The 20,316-nt window shown below is 63.9% G+C and carries 24 protein-coding genes and 1 pseudogene; 9 read left to right on the top strand and 16 right to left on the bottom strand.

What is annotated here, in order from left to right:
* Positions 1-4 precede the first annotated feature (4 nt).
* Genes JNA92_RS16445 through JNA92_RS16425 form a run of 5 tightly spaced genes read left to right on the top strand, consistent with a single transcriptional unit; the run spans position 5 to position 2,580 of the window.
* Positions 5-379, top strand: a complete 375-nt coding sequence (locus JNA92_RS16445) for a type II secretion system protein (RefSeq protein WP_241805730.1) — start codon at positions 5-7, stop codon at positions 377-379.
* Complete coding sequence (locus JNA92_RS16440; RefSeq protein WP_241805729.1) at positions 354-881, top strand: type II secretion system protein; 528 nt, start codon at positions 354-356, stop codon at positions 879-881. The genes JNA92_RS16445 and JNA92_RS16440 overlap by 26 nt, the downstream gene beginning before the upstream one ends.
* Entirely contained in the window at positions 878-1,285 is a 408-nt protein-coding gene (gene csgE / locus JNA92_RS16435) for a curli production assembly/transport protein CsgE (RefSeq protein WP_241805728.1), read from the top strand. The genes JNA92_RS16440 and csgE overlap by 4 nt, the downstream gene beginning before the upstream one ends.
* A complete protein-coding gene (locus JNA92_RS16430) occupies positions 1,282-1,695 on the top strand; it encodes a curli assembly protein CsgF (RefSeq protein WP_241805727.1) in 414 nt (137 codons plus the stop codon). The genes csgE and JNA92_RS16430 overlap by 4 nt, the downstream gene beginning before the upstream one ends.
* Before the next feature lie 33 nt (positions 1,696-1,728).
* Complete coding sequence (locus JNA92_RS16425; protein WP_241805726.1) at positions 1,729-2,580, top strand: CsgG/HfaB family protein; 852 nt, start codon at positions 1,729-1,731, stop codon at positions 2,578-2,580.
* 89 nt (positions 2,581-2,669) lie between these two features.
* On the opposite strand, the gene JNA92_RS16420 is transcribed toward JNA92_RS16425, so the two are convergent.
* The 3 genes from JNA92_RS16420 to JNA92_RS16410 form a co-directional block, all read right to left on the bottom strand.
* Positions 2,670-3,392: a ribonuclease T2 family protein gene (locus JNA92_RS16420; RefSeq protein WP_241805725.1), complete on the bottom strand. Its 723-nt coding sequence runs from the start codon at positions 3,390-3,392 to the stop codon at positions 2,670-2,672.
* Between the two features lie 113 nt (positions 3,393-3,505).
* Positions 3,506-4,150, bottom strand: a complete 645-nt coding sequence (alkB, locus tag JNA92_RS16415) for a DNA oxidative demethylase AlkB (protein WP_241805724.1) — start codon at positions 4,148-4,150, stop codon at positions 3,506-3,508.
* A 41-nt stretch (positions 4,151-4,191) separates the two neighbouring features.
* Positions 4,192-4,545, bottom strand: a complete 354-nt coding sequence (locus tag JNA92_RS16410; protein ID WP_241805723.1) for a cupin — start codon at positions 4,543-4,545, stop codon at positions 4,192-4,194.
* A gap of 117 nt (positions 4,546-4,662) precedes the next feature.
* Between JNA92_RS16410 and JNA92_RS16405 the strand changes: the two genes are divergently transcribed.
* Together JNA92_RS16405 and JNA92_RS16400 are read left to right on the top strand one after the other, a co-directional pair.
* Positions 4,663-5,562, top strand: a complete 900-nt coding sequence (locus JNA92_RS16405; protein WP_241805722.1) for a LysR family transcriptional regulator — start codon at positions 4,663-4,665, stop codon at positions 5,560-5,562.
* 113 nt (positions 5,563-5,675) lie between these two features.
* Positions 5,676-6,884 (top strand): MFS transporter, encoded by a 1,209-nt coding sequence (locus JNA92_RS16400; RefSeq protein WP_241805721.1) that lies wholly within the window; start codon positions 5,676-5,678, stop codon positions 6,882-6,884.
* 3 nt (positions 6,885-6,887) lie between these two features.
* Here JNA92_RS16400 and JNA92_RS16395 read toward each other — a convergent pair whose 3' ends face one another.
* The 4 genes from JNA92_RS16395 to JNA92_RS16380 all read right to left on the bottom strand — a co-directional run bounded on the left by JNA92_RS16395 (position 6,888) and on the right by JNA92_RS16380 (position 10,262).
* A complete protein-coding gene (locus JNA92_RS16395) occupies positions 6,888-7,499 on the bottom strand; it encodes a LysE family translocator (RefSeq protein ID WP_241805720.1) in 612 nt (203 codons plus the stop codon).
* Between the two features lie 88 nt (positions 7,500-7,587).
* Positions 7,588-8,439 (bottom strand): CAP domain-containing protein, encoded by an 852-nt coding sequence (locus tag JNA92_RS16390; protein ID WP_241805719.1) that lies wholly within the window; start codon positions 8,437-8,439, stop codon positions 7,588-7,590.
* A 245-nt stretch (positions 8,440-8,684) separates the two neighbouring features.
* Positions 8,685-9,296: a cell wall hydrolase gene (locus JNA92_RS16385; RefSeq protein ID WP_241805718.1), complete on the bottom strand. Its 612-nt coding sequence runs from the start codon at positions 9,294-9,296 to the stop codon at positions 8,685-8,687.
* 48 nt (positions 9,297-9,344) lie between these two features.
* Complete coding sequence (locus JNA92_RS16380) at positions 9,345-10,262, bottom strand: AEC family transporter (RefSeq protein WP_241805717.1); 918 nt, start codon at positions 10,260-10,262, stop codon at positions 9,345-9,347.
* A 200-nt stretch (positions 10,263-10,462) separates the two neighbouring features.
* Between JNA92_RS16380 and sodC the strand changes: the two genes are divergently transcribed.
* Positions 10,463-10,978: a superoxide dismutase [Cu-Zn] SodC gene (gene sodC / locus JNA92_RS16375; protein ID WP_241805716.1), complete on the top strand. Its 516-nt coding sequence runs from the start codon at positions 10,463-10,465 to the stop codon at positions 10,976-10,978.
* A 99-nt stretch (positions 10,979-11,077) separates the two neighbouring features.
* On the opposite strand, the gene JNA92_RS16370 is transcribed toward sodC, so the two are convergent.
* The 5 genes from JNA92_RS16370 to JNA92_RS16350 all read right to left on the bottom strand — a co-directional run bounded on the left by JNA92_RS16370 (position 11,078) and on the right by JNA92_RS16350 (position 15,122).
* Entirely contained in the window at positions 11,078-11,914 is an 837-nt protein-coding gene (locus JNA92_RS16370; protein ID WP_241805715.1) for a bifunctional allantoicase/(S)-ureidoglycine aminohydrolase, read from the bottom strand.
* A gap of 176 nt (positions 11,915-12,090) precedes the next feature.
* Complete coding sequence (locus tag JNA92_RS16365) at positions 12,091-12,762, bottom strand: class I SAM-dependent methyltransferase (protein WP_241805714.1); 672 nt, start codon at positions 12,760-12,762, stop codon at positions 12,091-12,093.
* Positions 12,763-12,806: 44 nt separating this feature from the next.
* Positions 12,807-13,358 (bottom strand): YbhB/YbcL family Raf kinase inhibitor-like protein, encoded by a 552-nt coding sequence (locus JNA92_RS16360; protein WP_241805713.1) that lies wholly within the window; start codon positions 13,356-13,358, stop codon positions 12,807-12,809.
* Between the two features lie 48 nt (positions 13,359-13,406).
* On the bottom strand, positions 13,407-13,718 hold the full coding sequence (locus tag JNA92_RS16355) for a hypothetical protein (RefSeq protein WP_241805712.1): 312 nt from the start codon (positions 13,716-13,718) through the stop codon (positions 13,407-13,409).
* A 111-nt stretch (positions 13,719-13,829) separates the two neighbouring features.
* Entirely contained in the window at positions 13,830-15,122 is a 1,293-nt protein-coding gene (locus JNA92_RS16350; protein ID WP_241805711.1) for an MFS transporter, read from the bottom strand.
* A 438-nt stretch (positions 15,123-15,560) separates the two neighbouring features.
* Here JNA92_RS16350 and JNA92_RS16345 point away from each other — a divergent pair, with 438 nt between their 5' ends.
* Positions 15,561-16,436 (top strand): AEC family transporter, encoded by an 876-nt coding sequence (locus JNA92_RS16345; protein WP_241805710.1) that lies wholly within the window; start codon positions 15,561-15,563, stop codon positions 16,434-16,436.
* A gap of 34 nt (positions 16,437-16,470) precedes the next feature.
* Here JNA92_RS16345 and JNA92_RS16340 read toward each other — a convergent pair whose 3' ends face one another.
* The 4 genes and pseudogenes from JNA92_RS16340 to JNA92_RS16325 all read right to left on the bottom strand — a co-directional run.
* Positions 16,471-17,103, bottom strand: coding sequence for a hypothetical protein (locus JNA92_RS16340; protein WP_241805709.1), 633 nt, complete (start codon positions 17,101-17,103; stop codon positions 16,471-16,473).
* A gap of 128 nt (positions 17,104-17,231) precedes the next feature.
* Positions 17,232-18,365, bottom strand: a complete 1,134-nt coding sequence (locus JNA92_RS16335; RefSeq protein ID WP_241805708.1) for an HlyD family secretion protein — start codon at positions 18,363-18,365, stop codon at positions 17,232-17,234.
* Positions 18,362-20,011 carry an MFS transporter gene (locus JNA92_RS16330; protein WP_241805707.1) on the bottom strand — a complete coding sequence of 550 codons (1,650 nt, stop codon included), beginning with the start codon at positions 20,009-20,011 and terminating at the stop codon, positions 18,362-18,364. The genes JNA92_RS16335 and JNA92_RS16330 overlap by 4 nt, the downstream gene beginning before the upstream one ends.
* 198 nt (positions 20,012-20,209) lie before the next feature.
* Positions 20,210-20,316: pseudogene (locus tag JNA92_RS16325) on the bottom strand (IS110 family transposase); the annotation flags it as partial.

The following is a 20,316-nucleotide window of genomic DNA, read 5'->3' as shown; positions in this document are numbered from 1 at the left end:
GGCCATGAAGCGCAGCCGAGGTTTCACGCTGATCGAACTGCTGGTGGTGATGGCAATCATCGCCACGCTGATGACCATTGCCATGCCGCGTTACTTCAACAGCCTGGAAAGCTCCCGTGAAGCTGCCCTGCGCCAGAGCCTGGCGGTACTGCGTGAGGCGTTGGACCACTACTACGGCGACACCGGTCGCTACCCGGACTCGCTGGAGCAACTGGTCGAGCAGCGCTACCTGCGCAACACCCCGGTCGACCCGATCACCGAACGCGGTGATGCCTGGCAACTGCTGCCGCCGCCTGAAGGCGTGGCCGGTGGCGTGGCCGACATCAAGAGCGGTGCAACAGGGAGGGCACGAGATGGCAGCCACTTCGCTGAATGGTAAGGCCTGCGAAGGCTTCACCTACCTGGGTGTATTGCTGCTGATCGCAGCCAGCAGCGTGGCCCTGGCGTCCAGCGGCACGCTGTGGGCCAGCGCGGCGCAGCGCGAAAAGGAGCGCCAGTTGCTGTGGGTGGGGGGCCAGTATGCCCAGGCCCTGCGCAGTTACTACCGCGCTTCGCCAGGCCTGGCGCAGTACCCGCAGGCGCTGGCCGACCTGGTGGAGGACAACCGTTTCCCCGAGCCGAAACGGCACATCCGCCGGCTGTACCCGGACCCGGTCACCGGCAGTGATGAATGGGGGCTGCTGCGTTCGATCGACGGGCGCATCACGGGTGTGCACAGCCGCTCCGACGCCCCTGCGTTCAAACGCAGTGGGTTCGACACCCAGTGGTCGGGCTTCGAAGGCCTCGAGCGCTACAGCGACTGGCAGTTCGTCGCCGAGCAGGCCTTCAGCCAAAGCGCCACTGACGCACAAACCCACAGCAGCCCGGGGGGCACGCCATGAAACGCCTGAACGTGTTTTGCCTGAGCCTTGGCCTGCTGTTGGCCGCCGGGGTGCCCAATGTGGTGCGGGCCAATGCCGAAGACGAGATGAAGGGTTTCATCGTCGATAACACCATCTCGCACATCGGGCACGACTTTTACTACTACTTCGCCGACCGCCTGCGCGCCACCAGCCGCCTGGATTTCAACCTGGTGGTGCGCGAACGCCCGGATGCCCGCTGGGGCAGCCTGATCACGGTGGAGTTCGAGCGCGACGTGTTGTACCGCCGCTTTCTGCCACCCAACGTCACCCAATTGAAAGAAGAGGCCGTCGCGGCCGCCGACCTGGTCAAGCAGGAGGTCATTCAGCGCAAGCTGCAACGCCTGCTCCAGGACACCACTGATCTGGAGAGGGACGAGCTATGAACACGCGTATTCCGCACTGCATCGCCGCCTGTTTCGTGGCCTGCGCCGTTACCGCCCAGGCCACTGAACTGGTGTATACCCCGGTCAACCCGGCGTTCGGCGGCAACCCGCTCAACGGCACCTGGCTGCTGAACAACGCCCAGGCGCAGAACGACTATGACGACCCCGACCTCAAGGACCGCACCTCCGCTTTTGGCGGCACCTCGGCCCTGGAGCGCTTCAGCAACCAGCTGGAGTCGCGGATGTTGTCGCAGCTGCTGGACAACATCAGCAATGGCCAGACCGGCAGCATGGCCACCGATGCCTTCCTGATCGATGTGATCGATGACTCCGGTGCCCTGAGCATCAAGGTCACCGACCGCGTCACAGGCGAAGTTTCGATCATTGAGGTCAGCGGCCTGAACCCCTGAGAGGGAAGGGTTGTTATCTGGGGAGAGAACACCATGAAACGTCTGCTGAGCACTTTGCTGATCCTCGCCGCCCTGCAAGGCCTCCAAGGTTGCAGCCTGCGCGAGCCGATGTCGGCTGAACAGGACTCGGAGAGCCCGACCCTGACCCCGCGCGCTTCGACCTACTATGACCTGATCAACATGCCACGCCCCAAAGGCCGGCTGATGGCAGTGGTGTACGGCTTCCGTGACCAGACGGGGCAATACAAGCCGACCCCGGCCAGCTCGTTCTCCACCAGCGTCACCCAAGGGGCGGCGAGCATGCTGATGGATGCCCTCAATGCCAGTGGCTGGTTCGTGGTGCTGGAGCGTGAAGGCCTGCAGAACCTGCTGACCGAACGCAAGATCATCCGCGCCTCGCAGAAAAAGGCCGACGTACCCGAGAACATCCAGACCGAGCTACCGCCGTTGCAAGCGGCCAATCTGATGCTCGAAGGCGGCATCATCGCTTATGACACCAATGTGCGCAGCGGCGGGGAAGGGGCGCGCTACCTGGGCATCGATATCTCCCGCGAGTACCGTGTCGATCAGGTCACGGTCAACCTGCGGGCGGTGGACGTGCGCACCGGGCAGGTACTGGCCAACGTGATGACCAGCAAGACCATCTACTCGGTGGGGCGTAGCGCTGGGGTGTTCAAGTTCATCGAGTTCAAGAAACTGCTCGAGGCAGAAGTGGGCTACACCACCAACGAACCGGCGCAGTTGTGCGTGCTGTCAGCTATCGAGTCGGCGGTAGGGCATTTGCTGGCACAAGGCATCGAGCGGCGATTGTGGCAGGTGGCAGGGGATGCAGGGGAGGGCAAGGCTGAGGTGGACAAGTACCTGAGCCAGTCGCAGGCGAAATGACCATGCACACGGGCCCGACCTTCACAGGTACAGCGCCACGAGCGCGCTGTACCTTGGGATTGCCTTCTTTGCCCACCTGAACCCTGGCTTCAGGACGCAGGCTTGGCACCCGCCGGGATCCAGGTTTGCTTCGCTTCACATTGAACGCCGATCTGCAGATTTTTTTCTTCCGTGTAGGGGGTGCCGTTGTCGTCGACCAGGTAGAACACCTCGTGCAGGTACTGTTTGCCCTGCGGATCCTGGTAGCATCTGAACGCCGTGTTTTCAGGGAAGGCCTCGCGAATCTTCGAGAACGCGGTAGCGTTCCCCACCATCGCATTGAAGGCTTCATTGTCAAAACGCACGACTTTTCTCAAGTCGACGAAGTCCTGAAAGTAAGCCTGCCTTCCCTTGCCTGAGCAGGTACCGTGCTTTTGCCACTCATGCGCGAACATGCCCTTTGGCTCGCGGGTGACGATGTCCCGCAGGGCTTTGTTGGCAAGCACTGCATTCATGTCATCGGCGCTCATTGCACAGGCCTCGCCGTTGGTGCAGTCAGGGGACTGGGTGCAGTATTGGGGGTGACGGTTGGTGAGTTTGCCGATGCTTTCGCTGTAGGGCCATATACCGTGGGTGAGAAAGCGTTGCGGTGCCTGTTCACACCCTTCTGTCGAGGGCCGCATGATGCAGAACGTGGGTTGCCAGGTGACGGAGTAGACCAGGTACCTGGAGGGCGGTGCATCGACATAGGCCTCTTCATTGCGATCCAGCGCCATGACGCGGGTTGCCCCGACGAGGGTCAGCAGTAGCAGGGTGGTTGTCATCACACGCATGGGTTCGCTCCCTTGAACCAGGCCGCCCGGGGAGTGGCGGCGTCAGCACAATTAACCGGGAGCAGGACGGCGCGCGTCTACTGGCAGAAATGTCGGGTGGCTTTTTGACTGCATCACCCCGCCTTGCGCAACGTCAGGTTGATCCGCCGCTCGCCCATCCGTGGGTGCACGCCCGGCTTGATCGGCAATACCCCATGGAAGCGCAAGCGATCCTCACCGCCCCAGACCAGCACATCGCCATGGCTCAACGCTATGCGGCTGGTCTTGTCCGAGCGCTGGAAACCACCCAGCATGAACACTGCCGGCAAGCCCAGCGATACCGACACGATTGGCTGGCCGAAGTCCGCTTCATCGCGATCCTGGTGCAGGCTCAGGCGGGTGCCGGGCAGGTAGTGGTTGACCAGGCAGGCATCAGGCACGAACCCGTCGAAGCCTGCCGCGGCCGCAGCGCGCCCGGCCAGTTGAAGCAGCGCTTCAGGCAGGGCTGGCCAAGGCTCGCCGCTGACGGGGTCGGTCGGGCTGTATCGGTAACCCTGGGCGTCGCTGACCCAGCCCAACGCACCGCAGTTGGTCAAGGCCACCGCCATGTGCAGCCCGCCGGGCGTACGCATGTGCCGGAAGGGGGCTGCGCGAAGCACCGGGCGCAGGGCGTCGAGCAGCTGCTCGACGTGCGCAAGGGCAAAGCCGGGCAGCAGCACGGTGTGGCTGGCCAAGCGTTGTGGCTGGGGGCCGAACAGGTCGAGATCGGACTGGATCATGGTCGTGACGTCGAGGGATGTGTGTGGCCATTCTAACGCGCTCAGCAGGCCGGCCAGGGTTTTTCACTGCTATGGAACACGGCCAGCCACACGGTATGCGTGCCTTTGGCGGTCCATTCCACGCGATGGCGGCAATGGGCCGGGATGTCCAGGCAATCTCCCGGCCCCAGCAAGCGTGTGTAGGCTTCGTGCTCGAGGCGCAGGCCGGCGCTGCCGCTCAATAGCACGATCCATTCGCCTTCGGGCTGGTCGTACCAGAACCCGGGTGGGCTGCACTGGCCGCTGGAAACGATACGTTCGATGCGCAGGCCCGGGCGTTTCAGCAGGTCATCGACCCATTCCGGTGCGCCAGGGTCACACGGCGGGAGGTGGGTCAGGACGTTGGCAGGTGTCATGGCAGATCTCGCTGTAGGGGAGGTGTTGCACTATGGACTGGATCGAAATGCGGCGCGCTTCTTGACCACCTATCTCGAATGTAAGACTTTTCTGAGACAAAACGCCAAAGGACTCATATGGACAAGCTTCTGGCAATGAAGATGTTCGCTGCCACTGTCGACGCCCAGGGCTTTTCCGCCGCAGCGCGCCAGCTTGGCGTTGCCACTTCGTCGGTCACCCGGCTGGTCGATGCGCTGGAGTCGGCGTTGGGGGCAACCTTGCTCAACCGCTCCACGCGCCAGGTCACCCTGACTGAAGCCGGTGCCCGTTACTACGCCCGTGCACGTGAAATCTTCGACGCGCTGGATGAAGCCGATGCCAGTGTCGCCGACCGGGGCGAGGAACCGGTGGGTGTGCTGCGCTTGTGCCTGCCGGTTGAGTTCGGCCGCCGGGTGATTGCCCCACACCTGGGGCAGTTTCTGGCGCGCCATCGCGCGCTGGAGCTGGACATCGACATGAGTGACCGGGTCGATGACCTGCTGGGCGGCCGTTACGACGTGTCCATCAGGCTTGGCGACCCTGCGCCCAGCGATGAACTGGTGTGCCGGCAACTGGGCCGCTTCGAGCGCTGGCTGGTAGCAAGCCCTGACTATCTGGCCGGTCGCCAGCCCTTGCAGCACCCTGGTGAGTTGCTCGACCACGCCTGCCTGCGCTTCAGCTATGGGCAGGTGGTGCGGCCTTGGCGTTTGCGGCTGGGCGATGAGGTGCTGGAGCTGGATGTCAGGGGCCCCCTGCGCAGCGCCAATGCGGATCTGCTGCGTGAAGCTGCGCTGGCCGGCAGCGGCATCGCGCTGCTGGCTGACTGGCTGGTGCGCGAAGATGTCGCGGCCGGTCGCCTGCAACGCCTGTTCGATACCTGGCAGGTCAGCCCAGGCACCGCCAACGCCAGCATCAATGCCTTGTACCTGCCCAACCATCGCGGTTCGCGCCGCGTGCAGGCCTTCGTCAGGTTCTGCGAAGCGCTGCTGGTGCCCTGAGGCACTGGCGTTGCGCAGGGTGCAAAGCCCCGTTGCGCCCAGGCCGGATTCTCCTGCCGGGGATCTACCGCTAAGGTGCCCTGCATATTCCAACTGATGCCGAGGAACTTCGCATGAATCCCTCCCTAGCCGCTGCGCAGGCTACAGCTCCAGTACTGAGTCGTGGCCTGATCACCCTGCTGGCGTTCTGCTGCGGTGCTATCGTCGCCAATATCTATTACGCCCAGCCGATTGTCGGTTTGATTGCCCCGGACCTTGGGCTGTCGGCAGAGCGCGCCAGCCTGATCGTCTCATTGACCCAGTTGGGTTATGCGCTGGGCCTGCTGTTGCTGGTACCGCTGGCCGATCTGGTCGAAAACCGCCGGCTGATGATCTTCACCGCCGCGCTCGCTTGCGCCAGCCTGGTGTTGGCAGGGACCAGCAGCGCTGGCCAGGGGCTGTTGTTCCTGGGGTACGCGCTGCTGATCGGTTTCAGTTCGGTCGCCGTGCAGATGCTCATTCCCCTGGCAGCGCACCTGGCACCGGAGCAGCAGCGCGGGCGTGTGGTCGGCAACATCATGGGCGGCCTGTTGCTGGGCATCCTGCTGGCGCGGCCGCTGTCGAGCCTGGTGGCTGACCATTTCGGCTGGCGCATGGTGTTCATCGGTGCTGCGGGCCTGATGCTGGCGATCATCTTGCTATTGGTGCTGACCCTGCCGCGCCGGGTACCCGACCACAAGGCCAGCTACGCGGCACTGATGCGCTCGTTGAGCGCACTGCTGCGACAGTACCCGGTGTTGCGCCAGCGCTCGCTGTACCAAGCGTTGATGTTCGCGTCGTTCAGCCTGTACTGGACGGCGGTTCCGCTGTTCCTGGTGGCAGAGCATGGCCTTTCGCAGAGCCAGATCGCGCTGTTTGCCCTGGTGGGTGCAGTCGGGGCCATTGCCGCGCCACTGGCCGGGCGCCTGGCTGATGCCGGCCATGCCCGCGCCGCTTCACTGCTGGCCTTGGTGTTGGCGCCTGTGGCGTTGCTGCTGGGGTTGACCGCACCGGGCTATAGCGTCATCGGCCTGGCAACGACCGGGGTACTGCTGGATTTTGCCGTGCAGATGAACATGGTCATCGGCCAGCGCGAGGTCTATGCGCTGGACCCGGCCAGCCGTGGGCGGCTCAATGCGCTGTACATGACGAGCATTTTCCTCGGCGGTGCATTGGGTTCGGCAGCGGCCAGCGCGGTGTTTGCCGATTATGGCTGGCAGGGTGTGGCAGTACTGGGGGCTGCGTTACCGGGCCTGGCGTTGCTGGTGTTCCTTCTGGTGGAACGCCGCGAACCTGCCCGTTGAGCCCTAGCGGCCCAGCGGCAGTGCCACCCCGATCAATGCGAACATCCCCCCACAGCAGCGATTGAAACCCTTGCCACCTCTGGCCAGCCAGGGCCTGATACGAAACGCCAACCGCGCCAGCAGGTATTCGACCATGAATTCCACGCTGGCGAAGGTGGCAGCCATGATCAGGAACTGCATGAGCAAGCCGCGCTGGGGGTCGATGAACTGCGGCAGGAACGCGCCGTAGAACAGCAGTACCTTGGGGTTGGCCATGGCCGACAGCAGGCCTTGGCGGAACAGGCCGACATTGCTCAGCTGCGCGGCTCGCGCGTCCATCTCAAGGTGCAAGGCGGGGCTGCGCCAGAGCGCGATCCCCAACCACACCAGGTAGGCGCCACCGACCCACTTCAACACCGTCAGCAGCGCCGCTGACGTTTGCAGCAGGGCCGTCAGCCCGAACATGGCCAGGGCGATCAGCGCACTGAAGCCGAACACGCCGCCAACGATGGTGAACAAGGTGCGGTGAGCGCCATACAGCGCGCCATGGGTCAGTGCCAGCAAGCTGTTCGGCCCTGGGGTCAGCGACAGGCCGATGCTTGCCAGCAGGTAAATGAGCCAGGTATCAAGAGCCATGTCGTGCGCCTTTTCTTATCGGTGTGTTCAGCTGTTCAGTCCAGCGACCGTTCGCCAGCCGCAACGCGTAGGTGCTGCATAACAGGGCTCACTGCGGTGTGCCGAACAACCCCGTCCAATAGATGCCCGCATCGCTCTTTGGGTCCACGGCATAGGCGGCACCCATTTCGCGGAAGTCTGGGTTCATCAAGGTTGCGCAATGCCCGGGGCTGGCCAACCAGCCATCCACCACCTTCTGCGCCGAGTCGCGCCCGGCTGCGATGTTCTCACCAATCTGCTGGTACAGGTAGCCGGCCAGTTCAGCGCGATCACCTGGGGTGCGGCCGTCGCGGTCGATGTGGTCGAAGAAATTCTGGTTGGCCATGGCCCTGGTATGGTTGGCCGCCACCCCCGCCAGCACAGTGCTCCAGCCAAGCGCGGGTGCCGGGGCAAAAGGTTGGCCGCCGCATTGCCGTGGTGCCTTGCGCGCAGTGTTGATCGCCTGCAGGACTTTTTGCCCCTCAGCCTGCCAGTCGCCCAGGCGCCCGCTGAGCAATGGGCGCGCCAGTACGATGCGCCAGTCACGGCCTTCCTGGCTGACGCCGATGTCGACGAACTGTGGGTCGAGCACCACCTGGCAGAAGCTTTCCTGGATGGCATGCATGGCGGCGCGCGCATCGCGCGGGCCGGACAGGCTGATGGCCTGAACGTTGACCATGGGGTAGGCCGCGCGGGTCATGGCCTGCTGGAGGTCGCGCGTTCCTTCGGGCGACAGCGCCAGGCGGGTGTCGCTGTTCAACGGCGGCAGCTCAAGCGATGCTTCATCGCCGCAGGGTTGGGCCTGGCTGCGGTAGGCATTGATCGAATCGATCAGTTGCGCTTCTTCGCCGTTGGCAGCCAGGCTCGAAGTCGAAACGGCCAGGCTTAACGACAAGGCGGCAACGGATGACAGGACGCGCATGTGGATCTCCCTGTGACTGGCAGCGTCTTGGTATGCGCTGCTCATCCTACACAAGCCCAAGGCTTTTGGCCCGGTGTCGTGCAAAGCAATGAAAACACCAGCAATGGCTTGCAGGCGACAAAAGAGGTGGTAGACCGCGGGCCGCCGTAAAAGTGCGATGAGTTGCCACGCATTACCGGGGCTTGAGTTTGACTGCACGGCGTGGGTAAACGTTCGTTGGCGTCAGGGCGCGACGATCACCCGGCTCAGCGTGCCAACGCCTGGTTGGGTTTGTAGAACAAGAAGCGCCCTGTCTGGGCGGTCCTGCGGTAGGCCTTGGCCCAGTCGGGGTGCACGGTGCGGTCGTGGAAGTACAGCGCGCCGCCGGTGGTGTCCTTGAGCTGCTGGTTGAGCGCCTTGCGCGCGATCTCTTTGGCGATGTCGTAGCGTTGCGGCTCCTCGACCTGGTCGGCGCGCCCGTCACACCACCAGGAAAACTGGCAGGACTTGCTCTCCACCCCTTGCTTGACCACACCGCAGATGGTGTCGGGGAAACCGTCCTTGCCCAGGCGGTTGAGCACCACGCTGGCCACAGCGCTCATGTCCTGTTCATCGGCACCTTTGGCTTCCCAGTAGATCGTGCGTGCCAGGCAGGTGATGCTGTCGTCCAGCGGTGCCTGGCCTGCGGGGTCGACTGCTTTGACCTCGCTGGGCGTCAGGGTTTCGGCTTTTTTCGGTGCAGGCGCATCGTCGACCACCTTCTCTTCAAGCACCTCGGCTTTGTCCTCGGCAACGGTGGCCTTGGCAGTGTCAGCAGCATTCAATGGGCCTGCGAGCAGGGCTGAGGTGAAGCCGATTACCATCCACGATAGGCGCATGGTGCAGGTTCCGAGGTGTGGGCTGATCCTCAGTCTAGCCAAGCGTATTCAATTGAGCGAAAGCATTAACACCAAAGGCAGGGTTACCGCGGCGGCTACGGTCTGCAAGGCGATGATGGTCGCCATCAACGGCGCGTTGCCGCCCATTTGCCGCGCCATGACATAGGACGACGATGCTGTAGGCAATGCCTGGAACAACACCGCCACCACCGCCGCCTGGCCACTCAGGCCGAGCAGGCGGCACAGGCCCCAGGTGGTCAGCGGCATGACCAGGAACTTGAAGGTCGACGCCGCCAGCAGCGGGCGCACCTGTTGGCCGACGCTGGCGCCGCCCAGTGCCGCGCCGACACACAAAAGGCCCAGGGGCAGGGCGGCCTGGCCCAGCGCCTTGATCGTTGGCTCGATGCCCGCGGGTAGCCCCAACCCCGTGACGCGCAGCAGCAGCCCGCCGGCACAGCCAACGATCAGCGGGTTGGCGAAGATCGCCCGCAGCACGGTGGCCGGGGAGCTGTGGCGTGCGCTGAAGCGGGCGAACACCAGCACGCAGAGCAGGTTCACCAACGGCACGATGGCGGCATTGGCCACCGCTGCCAGGGCAATGCCCGCACTGCCGTAGAGCCCGGCGGCCAGGGTAGCGCCAATATAGTTGTTGAACCGCACACCACCCTGAAACACCGAGGTGAAGTCTGCACCATCGTGGTTCACCGCAGCTTGATACAGCACCAGCAGCGCGGCGCCGAGCACGGTGGAGAGCATCAGCACACCGACCATGCCCAGCACCGGCACACCTTCGAGGTTGGCGGTCGCCAGGCCATGAAGGAACAGCGATGGCAGCAGCACGTAGTAGCTCAGGCGTTCGGCACCAGGCCAGAAGGTTTCGGCAAGAAAACCGCGTACGCGCAGGAATGTGCCCAGGGCGATCAGCAGGATGATGGGAACCAGCGTGGTCAGCAGGAGGTGGAGCATGGGCGGGATCCGTGGCCGGGTAACGGCCACAGGTTAGCGTGGCTGGCGGGTTGGATGAAACGCTTGTTTTGGCTCTGAAGGATGCGCTGTTGGGTTTGGGTGGAAGTATTTCATTCTGTGGCCGGATTGAATGCCTGCCAACCTGTGCAGTCCCACCTGTTATGTGGGTAACCGTTCACCTCAAACCATGGAGATACATCATGAAAGCAGTGGTATTCAGTGCCTTGCTGGCCACGGCCGGCCTGGCCCAGGCTGCGCAGACCGTGGAACTGCAACTGGCCACTCCGGATGGCCCAGGCAAAACGATTGGCACCGTCAGCATCGAACAGAGCAAGTACGGCGCCGTGCTCACCCCAGACCTCAAAGACTTGCCACCGGGTATCCACGGCTTCCACCTGCACCAGAAGCCTTCATGCGCACCTGCCGAGGAAAATGGCAAGCCTGTGCCTGCAGGTGCAGCGGGCGGCCACTGGGATCCGGACTCGACCAATGCACACAAGGGCCCTTACGACGACAGCGGCCACCGCGGTGACCTGCCGGCGCTGTATGTGGGCGCGGATGGCAAGGCCACCTACCCGGTACTGGCCCCACGCCTGAAGGCGTCGGACTTCAAAGGGCACGCGCTGATGGTGCATGCCGGGGGCGACAACCACAGTGACCACCCCGAGAAGCTCGGTGGCGGTGGTGCGCGGGTGGCTTGCGGGGTGGTTCAGTAGGCTGCCTTAAGCGTTGAGGGCGACGTCGGCAGGCCTTGACCCGGTGTGCCGCAAACACAAAGCCCGCCAGGTGGCGGGCTCTGCGACAACATCGAGGGCTTAACGCTGTGGGTTCAGGGTCAGGTGCACGTGACGGTTGACGTCTTTGTACAGCAGGTAGCTGAACTTGCCGGGGCCGCCGGCGTAGCAGGCTTGCGGGCAGAATGCACGCAGCCACATGAAGTCGCCCGCTTCCACTTCGACCCAGTCTTGGTTCAAGCGGTACACCGCCTTGCCTTCCAGCACATACAGGCCATGTTCCATGACGTGGGTTTCAGCGAACGGAATCACGCCGCCGGGCTGGAAGGTGACGATGTTGACGTGCATGTCGTGGCGCATGTCGGCCATGTCGACGAAGCGGGTAGTGACCCAGCGGCCTTCGGTACCCGGCATTTCGATGACAGTGGCATTGTCACGGTGGGTGACGAACGACTCAGGGATGTCCAGGCCTTCGACCTTCTGGTAGTGCTTGCGCAGCCAGTGGAAGGTGACATTGGATTTGCTGTTGTTGCGCAGGCTCCACTCGGCGCCCGGGGCAAGGAACGCGTAACCGCCCTGGCCCAGAGTGTGATGCTTGCCTTCGACGGTGATGTCGATTTCGCCTTCGACGACGAATACCACGGCTTCGGCGTTAGAGTCCAGCTCAGGGCGCTCGCTGCCGCCTTCGGGGGCCACTTCGACGATGTACTGGGCGAAGGTTTCGGCGAAGCCGGTGAGTGGGCGTGCGATGACCCACATGCGCATCTTGTCCCAGAACGGCAGGTGGCTGGTGACGATGTCACGCATCACACCTTTAGGGATAACGGCGTAGGCTTCGGTGAACATGGCACGGTCAGTCAACAGCTCGGTTTGAGCCGGGTGCCCACCGTGGGGGGCGAAGTAGGAGTGATTCGACATGAACGATCTCGACTTGTTGTTCTCTCCCCATGCCTTGGACCACACCGGCCGGTGCGTGCAGGGGATGCATGGACAGCATAGGGGCCTGCGCTGCACATCCACAAATTAAATGTTGGAATGCGCAGTATTTGATTGCTGAATGGCAGGCTGCTTCGCTGTGCCTGCCTGGTCCAGAGTCAACCCACCCGATCAGCCACCATTAACAATGACTGCGGCGCTGTGCTTTGTGGGTGTTGCGGCTCTTGTAAGCTCACCACCTTGAAACCTGCCATGTCCAACGCGTTCAACCAACTGGCCAGGGTGCGGAAATACCACGGCATGGGTTGCCACTTCCCGGCTACCCCGGCAAACGACTCTTCACGCCAGCCATCCTGGTAATCCCCGTGCGCCTCACTCCAGGGGTGCAGTGTCTGGATCACCAGCGCGCCGCCAGGGGCCAACAGCCCGTTGATCGCCACCAGGAGCGGGATGATGTCCTGATGCAACAAGGCGAAGTTGCTGCAGATCAGGTCGTAACCCGTACCGATCTGGGCCGCGCCATCGCACAGTTGCTGGTAGCTGGCCAGGTGCACCTTCGGCGAGCCTGCTTTGCGTGCTGCCTCAACCAGCGCGGCATCGCCATCCACCCCGGTGGCATCGATGCCGCGGTCGGCCAAGGCGCGCAGCAGCCACCCCTCACCACAACCCAGGTCCAGAACGCGCTCAGGCTGGCGGCCCAGTATCGCGAACAGCATGGCTTGATCGGTGACTTGCCGCCGGCTTTCGATAGCCCCGCTGCGCACGGCTTCGATCCAGCGCTGGGCGTTTTGCTGCCAGCTAAGGCGCAGGGCTGCTTCAGGTGAGGGCATGGTGGCCTCCGGGGTTGCCTGCGACAACGCCGGTACGCTCAGACTCAATGTCCATACTTGCCAACCAGGCTCTGCGCACCTAATGCATGCCCTTGCAGCAACTCCATCAGGCCATTGCGATCCAGCCCCTCGGGCAAGATGCCGATGGGTATGTCCGTGGCTATCAGGGTCAAGGCATAGTGGTGCGGGTTGTCCCCGGCTGGGGGGCACGGCCCGCGGTAGGTGAGGGTGCCGCGCGAATTACGGCCCACGGTCACACCCTTGGTGGTCAAGGCGTACTTGCCTTCTTTGAGGCTACCCAGCTCAGGGTCGATGTTATAAGCGACCCAATGCACCACCCCGATACCCTTGCCGCCGTCCGGGTCGAACATCACCAAAGCCAGCGAGCGCGTGCCGGCAGGCAAATTCATCCAGCTCAACTGCGGGGTAAGCTCCTCGCCCGCGCCGCAGGCCGGGTCGGGCCCGACCTGCTGCAGGGCGATGACGCCCCCATCGGTGAACGATGATGAGCTGATCGACAGCGCACCGGAGTCGCTGCCCGCAGCCAGGGCGGTGCAGGGCAGCAGCGCGGCGAGCAGCCAGGGTTTGAGGTTCATGGCGATTCCTTGGCAGGGCGACTCGCCGCAGTGTAGCCCAGGCTGCCGTCAGCGGCTGTCCTGGTCCTCGGCAGTGCCGCCGGTATGCCCAGCGCCAGACCCCGTCGCTTCGCCAGTGCTGTTGGAGCCGCCTGCGGCGCCATCGGCCGCATCGCCGCCAGTGTTGGCGCTGTCGTTATCCCGGCTGCTGCCGGGGCTGTTGACGCTGCTACCGTCACCGGCAGTCTTGCCGCCTTGCTGGTCGGTTTTCGGGTAGGCGTCGGTGTTGGTATTAGAGGTGTCAGAAGCGGCGAAACTGGTAGCCGAGCCAAGGCCCAGGGCGAGCGTGAAGAGCAGGGGGAGGGGGCGAATGCGGATCATGGCGAATCTCCTGTGCGGATGATCTGTCATTCGTTTGGCTGGCCAATGATGGCCGGGTGCCCTTGGGGCGACGGGCGGTCACCCTGGGGGCCGCCCGGCAGCCCCCTGGCTTCAGTGGGCGTTGACGCCTGGGGCCGGAGCCTCTGCTGGCTCCAGCGGCGGGTGCTCCTGCGCCGCCTGCTTCAGATCTTCGGTCACGCGCAATTCTGCGCCAGTCGGCGAGAACGTGGTCGAGGCGGTAAACGGTGCCGGGTGCTCCGCCGCTGGCCGTTTGCCGCGGCGCCAGAGGAAAAAGCACACCATGCCCAGGTTGACCACGGCGAAGGCCCAGAACAGCCCCGCCTCGCCAAACTCGGTCATGGCTGGCGAAATCGCCAGCGGGGCCATGGCCGACCCCAGCGAGTTGATCAGCAGCAGGCCCTGGATCATCGGCACCAGCGCATCGGACGGGGCCCGGTCGGCCGCATGGCTGACCGCAACCGGGTACAGCGCGAACACCCCACCACCGAGCAGGAACAGCATCACCGGCAGTAACGGTGACTGCGAGGGCAGGAACACGGTGATCAACGACAGCACCACGCACAGCGCTGCCAGGGCGATCAGCACGTCCTGGCGGTCCTTGCGGTCGGACCAGCGCCCCACCGGATACTGCAACAGCATGGCGCCCAGGATCACCCAGGCCATCATGTTGCCGACTTCGCCCACGTCCAGGCCGATGCGCTGCAGGTACAGCGGCAGCAAGGCGTAGATCCCGGCGATGGCCACGCCCGAACCGAAGCAACCGACCAGCCCGGACGGCGCCACACCCAGCAACTGGCGTGGCTTCAAGGGTTCGACCTGGTCCAGCAGCGGCGATACCCGCGGCAGGATCACGATCGGCAGCACCGACAACGCGGCCAGCATGCCGGCCAGCATGAACGGTGCGCTGTCACCCAGGTGCGTGATTTCGCCCAAACCGGCCTGGGCAATCACCCCGGCGCCGTAGAAGGCAATCATGTACAGCGCCAGCAACCGGCCGCGGATCTTCGCGTCGCCCGCCAGCAGCAGCCAGCTCTCGATCACCAGGAACACGCCCACCGCAGCCCAGCCGTTGATCAGGCGCAGGATCGACCACCAGGTGGTGTCGTAGAAAAGGCCCTGCAGCAGGATGGTCGCGGCGATCAGCGCGGCGAAGCTGGAGTAGGCGCGGATATGGCCGATGCGCAGGATCAGTCGGTCGTTGAAGATTGCGCCCAGGGTCAGGCCCAGGAAGTAGCTCGACGAAACGATACCGATCATCGTTGCCGATTCACCGGCAGCGCCAAGGCGCAGGGTAGTCAGGGAAGACATGAAACCGTTGCCCAGGGCAATGATGAACAGCCCGAGCAGGGGCGCCAGCGCCATGGCCAGCAAACGCGCAGACATACAAACCTCAAGTTGGAGTGGCGGTGAGAGAGCGCCTTTTCGAACGCGCACGCCAAACAGGCCCAATGAGGGCCGCGAGGTTGCACGGGTGTGCCTGGGCTGGATGCGACCTGGGCAAGACTCAACCGCTGGCAGCATGAAGCGCTGGGCCGGGCGGGGTCGGTTGAGCCTATTTCACATGACGGGCATGTGGTCAGGCACGGACTCTGTCGTTGCTGCCGGTTGCCACCGTTCAAGGCGACGGGCGAAAAGGAGGCGCGATTCTACGGCCTGCGCACGATTTACCCAAGGGGCCAGGGGCTGCGACGCGACGCCGCAGGTCGGAAGGGGGCCATTTTGAGCCTTACCCGGTATTCAAGAGAGCAGCAAATCAGCCGCAGGGCCTTGACGCCTGCTGCATAATGTCGCCCTGCACCCTTTCCAAGGAAGGCTTACCCCATGCTCGCTTCACTGTTCGCCGTTCTGGCCCCGGTCTTCATCGTCGCCGGCATCGGCTACGCCTGGGCCCGCAAAGGCCTGGATTACCCCACCGCATTCGTCGCGCGCATGGTCATGACCGTGGGCACGCCTTCGCTGGTGTTGTCGACCCTCAGCCGTACCGAACTGGACCCGGCAGCTTTCACCAGCATGGCAATGGCCTGCCTGCTGTGCACCCTGGCGATGGCGGTGGGCGGCTGGCTGGTGTGCCGCGCCTCGGGCCATCACTGGCGCGTGCTGGTGCCGGCGTTCATGTTCCCCAACACCGGCAACATGGGCCTGCCCATCAGCCTGTATGCCTTCGGTGAGCATGGGCTGGCGTTGGCGGTAGCGTTCTTCCTTACCCTGTCGATCGTGCAGTTCACGCTTGGCATGGCTATCTCCGGTACGGCAGCCTCGTTCAAGGCGCTGCTGCGCAACCCCATCGTCATCAGCCTGGCTGGGGCCATGCCGATCATCTTCCTGGACTTCGAACTGCCGCGCTGGCTGGCCAATACGGCAGACCTGCTCGGTGGCATGTCGATTCCGCTGATGCTGCTGACCCTGGGCGTGTCGTTGGCGAGCATCCGCGCGCAGCACATCGCCAGCGGCCTGGTGCTGGGCGGCGTGCGCATCGTGCTGGGGGCGGGTGTGGGTTGGGCAGTGGGCATGGCGCTGGGGCTGGAGCAGATGGAGCGGGCGGTGCTGATGCTGCAGTCGGCCATGCCGGTGGCGGTGTTCAACTACTTGATGGCGGTGCGCGCCAACCGTGAGCCGGAGCAGGTGGCCAACCTGGTGATGTGCTCGACCGTGTTGTCGTTTGCCTGGTTGCCGCTGGTGCTGGCCTGGTGGCTTTGACTTGACCGGCCCCGCGAAGGGGCCGGTAGGCACCTCACTTGTCGAACAAGCGCTCGTGCACCCAGCCCTTGTCGGTCAGCACCATCGCTGTTGTTTCCTTGACCGGCGCCTGGTTGGTGGCCACGGCCTCATGCAGCGTGGGAATGTTCGCTTGCACTTCGTCGTCCGCCGCCCAGGCCGGCAGGCCGGTGATCTTGTAGGCGTAGGTGACATTGGAAATCGTCTGGCCCATCACCTCACCCGGTTCGGTGAAGCGCTCGATCGCAGTGACCTGCGCCTTGCCGAAACACAATCCGCCGCGGGTTTTGCCGTTGAGCGTTTTCTGCGCGTCAGCCTTGTAGTACTTGCGGCCTTCATCGGTAAGGTCGTAGGCGTAATAGATGTCGGTGCGTGCCGGCTGCCACAGGCGTTCTGGCACTTCAGTGCGGGAAATTTCCTTCTCGCTGACCACGCCGACTTGCGCCAGCGCGTGCAGCGCCTTGTTGGTGCCACTGGTGTCGAAATCCTGGGTCTTGGCGGGGAAAGAGGTGACCACGAAGCAGTGGGGGTACTGGGTGTCGAGGTAGGCTTGCGCTGCGTTCTGGAAATGGGTTTCGCGGGTGTCCGTGGTGTCCGAGCAGCCAGCCATAGTGGCCAGCAGCGCCAGCGGTACGAGCTTCCTGTACATGATCAAGCGTCCTTGGATGGCGAAGATAAAACCGGTTGGTCAGAATTAGAACCCACGGGCTAGAGCGGCGCAATCGTGGCAAGACGGCATCTCGACGTAGTTCTCAGATTCATCGCGGGCCGGTCCAGTCATCTTTCATCCTGGGTATCGATACTCACCACCACCGACATCCCAGGGCTCAGACGCCTGGCCGCTGGCTGGTCGGCATCGACGGTAATGCGCACGGGTATTCGCTGGGCGATCTTGACGAAGTTGCCGGTGGCGTTGTCGGCTTGCAGTAAAGCGAACTCGGAGCCTGTGGCCGGTGAAATCTGCTGCACATGGCCCCGCAGCTTCAGGTGGTTGAGGGCGTCGACGGTGAAGGTCACCGGCTGGCCGATACGCACATTGGCCATCTGGGTTTCCTTCATGTTGGCAATGACCCACACGGTATCGGGTACCAGCGCCATCAGTTGAGCGCCGGAGTTGACGTAGGCCCCCAGGCGCGTGCCGATCTGCCCCAGTTGGCCATCGCGCGGGGCTGTGACCCGGGTATTGTCCAGATCGATGCGCGCCAGCTCCACGGCTGCCTTGGCGTTTTCCACCGAGGCCTCCAGTGCGGCGCGGTTGACGATGACCGTCTCGCGGTCCTGACGGGCGATGGCCAGCGCGGCTTTGGCCTGGGCCAGGGTGGCGACGGCAGCGGCCTGGCTGGCGCGGGTGACGTCCAGGTCGCGGCGCGACACCGAGCCATCGCTGACCAGTGCCTGGTTGCGGCTGAGGTCGGCGCGGGCCTTGTCCGCCTGGGCCTTGGCATCGCCGATGGCGGCCTGACGTTGGGCGATGGTGGCTTCGGCGCTGTTGCGCTGCTGCAGGTTGTTGGCCAGCGCCGCTTGCTCCTGTTGCAATTGGGCGATGGCCTGGGCCAGGCGTTGTTTGTAGATGCGGTCGTCCAGTTGCACCAGCAAATCGCCGGCCTTGACGAACTGGAAGTCATGTACAGGCACAGCGACCACATAACCGCTCAGTTGCGGCCCGATGATGGTGACCTGGCCGCGTACCATGGCGTTTTCGGTACTTTCGATGGCACTGCCGAACGGCGGTAGGCGCCAGGCATAGAGCACCAGCAGGATGCCGGCCAGGGCCACGCAGGCAAACATGATCGAAGACAGGATACGCACCCGTCGCGTACGCACCGGGCTGGTGGGTTCGCTGGGCGGTGTGGCGCCTTCCGGGGTCTCGGCAAGCGCAGTGGTGGTGGTAGTGCGGCTTTGGTCGGTCATCGGTTGGTAGTACCGCTGGAGGAATCGGGTGAAGCGGCCTGGCGGGCTGTGTACCACAGCCAGGAACCGCGGATGCAAATCCAGATCATGGTGAGGATGGCGATGCTGCCGATCAGCATGAACACATCGTTGTAGGCCATGACGTTGGCCTCACGCGTGGCCGCGTTGGCCAATACGCGCAGGCCGGCCTCGCTGCGCAGCGCCGGGTCGGCGAGGATACCGGCATAACCACTGCCACCGCTTTGCACGCGGGCGTTGACCAGCGGTTCGAGGTAGCTCAGGCGGTCGACCAGGTGGCTGGAGTGGAATTTTTCGCGCCAGGTCTGGAAGGTCCCCAGCAGCGCGGCGCCGATCAGGCCTCCGAGGTTGTTGCAGATGCCGAACAGCACCGAGAAACTCACCAGGTTGCGCGGGTTGGCGCGCACGTGGCTGATGCCCAGGGCCATGGACGGGCCGAGGAAGAAGGTACTGCCAAAGGCCAGCAGGAACTGGCTGAGGTACATCTGCGCCGGCCGGGTGAGGTTGCTCGAGCTGCTGTCCATGAACGCCCCGGTGGCCATGGCCAGCAACGAGATGAACAGCGGGATCACCAGGTGGTTGGGGCTGATGGTCAGGGCGCTGGTGGCCAGGCCCGCCACCGCGCCGAACAGCATCACCCAGTACAGCGTGCGCATCTGTTCGCTGCCCATGTTCAGCACCTGCAGAAACCCCACGGCGCCGGTGGACTGCTCGGAGGTGACCATGCGAATCAGGATCACGCACAGGCCCAGGCGGATGATCGCGCCGCTGCCCAGCCAGCGCGTCATCAGTAGCGGGTTCTGGCGGTTGTGCTCGATGGCCAGGCCGCTGAACACCAAGGCGATCGACGCGGCCAGGGCGACCCCTATCCACGGCGCTTCCAGCCACCAGTCGATGCGCCCCAGGGACAGGGCGGCGCAGAGCAGGGCGGTGCCGCTGGCCATCAGGGTAAAGGTCAGAAAGTCCAGCGGCTCGAAGGTTTTGAAGCGGTCGCCGGGGGGCAGCTTGAGCAGCAGTACGCAACCGAGCGCGGCCAGTGCCAGGCCCAGTTCGAACAGGTACAGGCCGCGCCATTCAGCGATCTGCAGCAGGTCTTCGGAGAAAATCCGCGCCAGCGGCAGGGCCAGCTGCGAGGCGCCCAGGCCCAGCACCATGGCCTTAAGCCGCCACTGCGCGGGGAACGCCTGAATCATGTAGTACAGGCCCAGCGAACTCAGCGCGGCCCCTACCATGCCGTGAGCGGCCCGCACGGCGATGGCCGAGTTGAGGTCGTTGACGAACAGGTGGGCGAAAGTGACCAGTGCGTAAAGCACCAGAAATACTTCGGTGAAGGCGCGCAGGCCGAACTGTTGGCGAAACTTGACCAGCAGCAGGTTCATCGACACGTTGGTCATGACATAGGCGGCGGGTAACCAGGCCATTTCCGCAGTGGTCGCGCCCAGGGCCCCTTGCAGAAACACCAGGTTGGCGGTGACCAGCGCGCTGCCCAGGCCGCCGGTGATCGCCACCAGCAGCCCGACCATGCCGAAGGCCAGGCGTTTGGCCGGTGTATGCAGGGGCGTGGAAGGGGAACCGGGCAGGCTGGGCTTTTCGTGCGGCAGCCACTGGTGAGGGGTGTATTTATCCATGGCGCAGACTGTACCCACAGGCCCTATGTCCGGCAAGCCGCCGGCAGCGCCACTGCTGGCTCAGCCCTGAGCAGCACAGAGCTCATACTGCAGCTTGAACCTGTCCATTTTTGAGGAGCAACCCACATATCTTTGGTCGCAACTGTCTTGCTCAACGTCTAAAAGCTGGCGCGACCCCTGTGGGAGATTCTATGGTTCTCAGCAAGCCATTTTCCCGCCTTTGGTAACGTATTCGTCCTGATTTCTCATCAGGGCGAATGCCACTCGTGCGAGCTTCCTGGCCAGAATTACCAACGCCTGGGTCG

This window comes from Pseudomonas putida (genome assembly GCF_022627325.1).
GTDB classification, from domain to species: Bacteria; Pseudomonadota; Gammaproteobacteria; order Pseudomonadales; family Pseudomonadaceae; genus Aquipseudomonas; species Aquipseudomonas putida_X.
The sequence above is the reverse complement of the archived record's forward strand: the minus strand, read 5'-3'. Positions and strand labels throughout refer to the sequence as shown.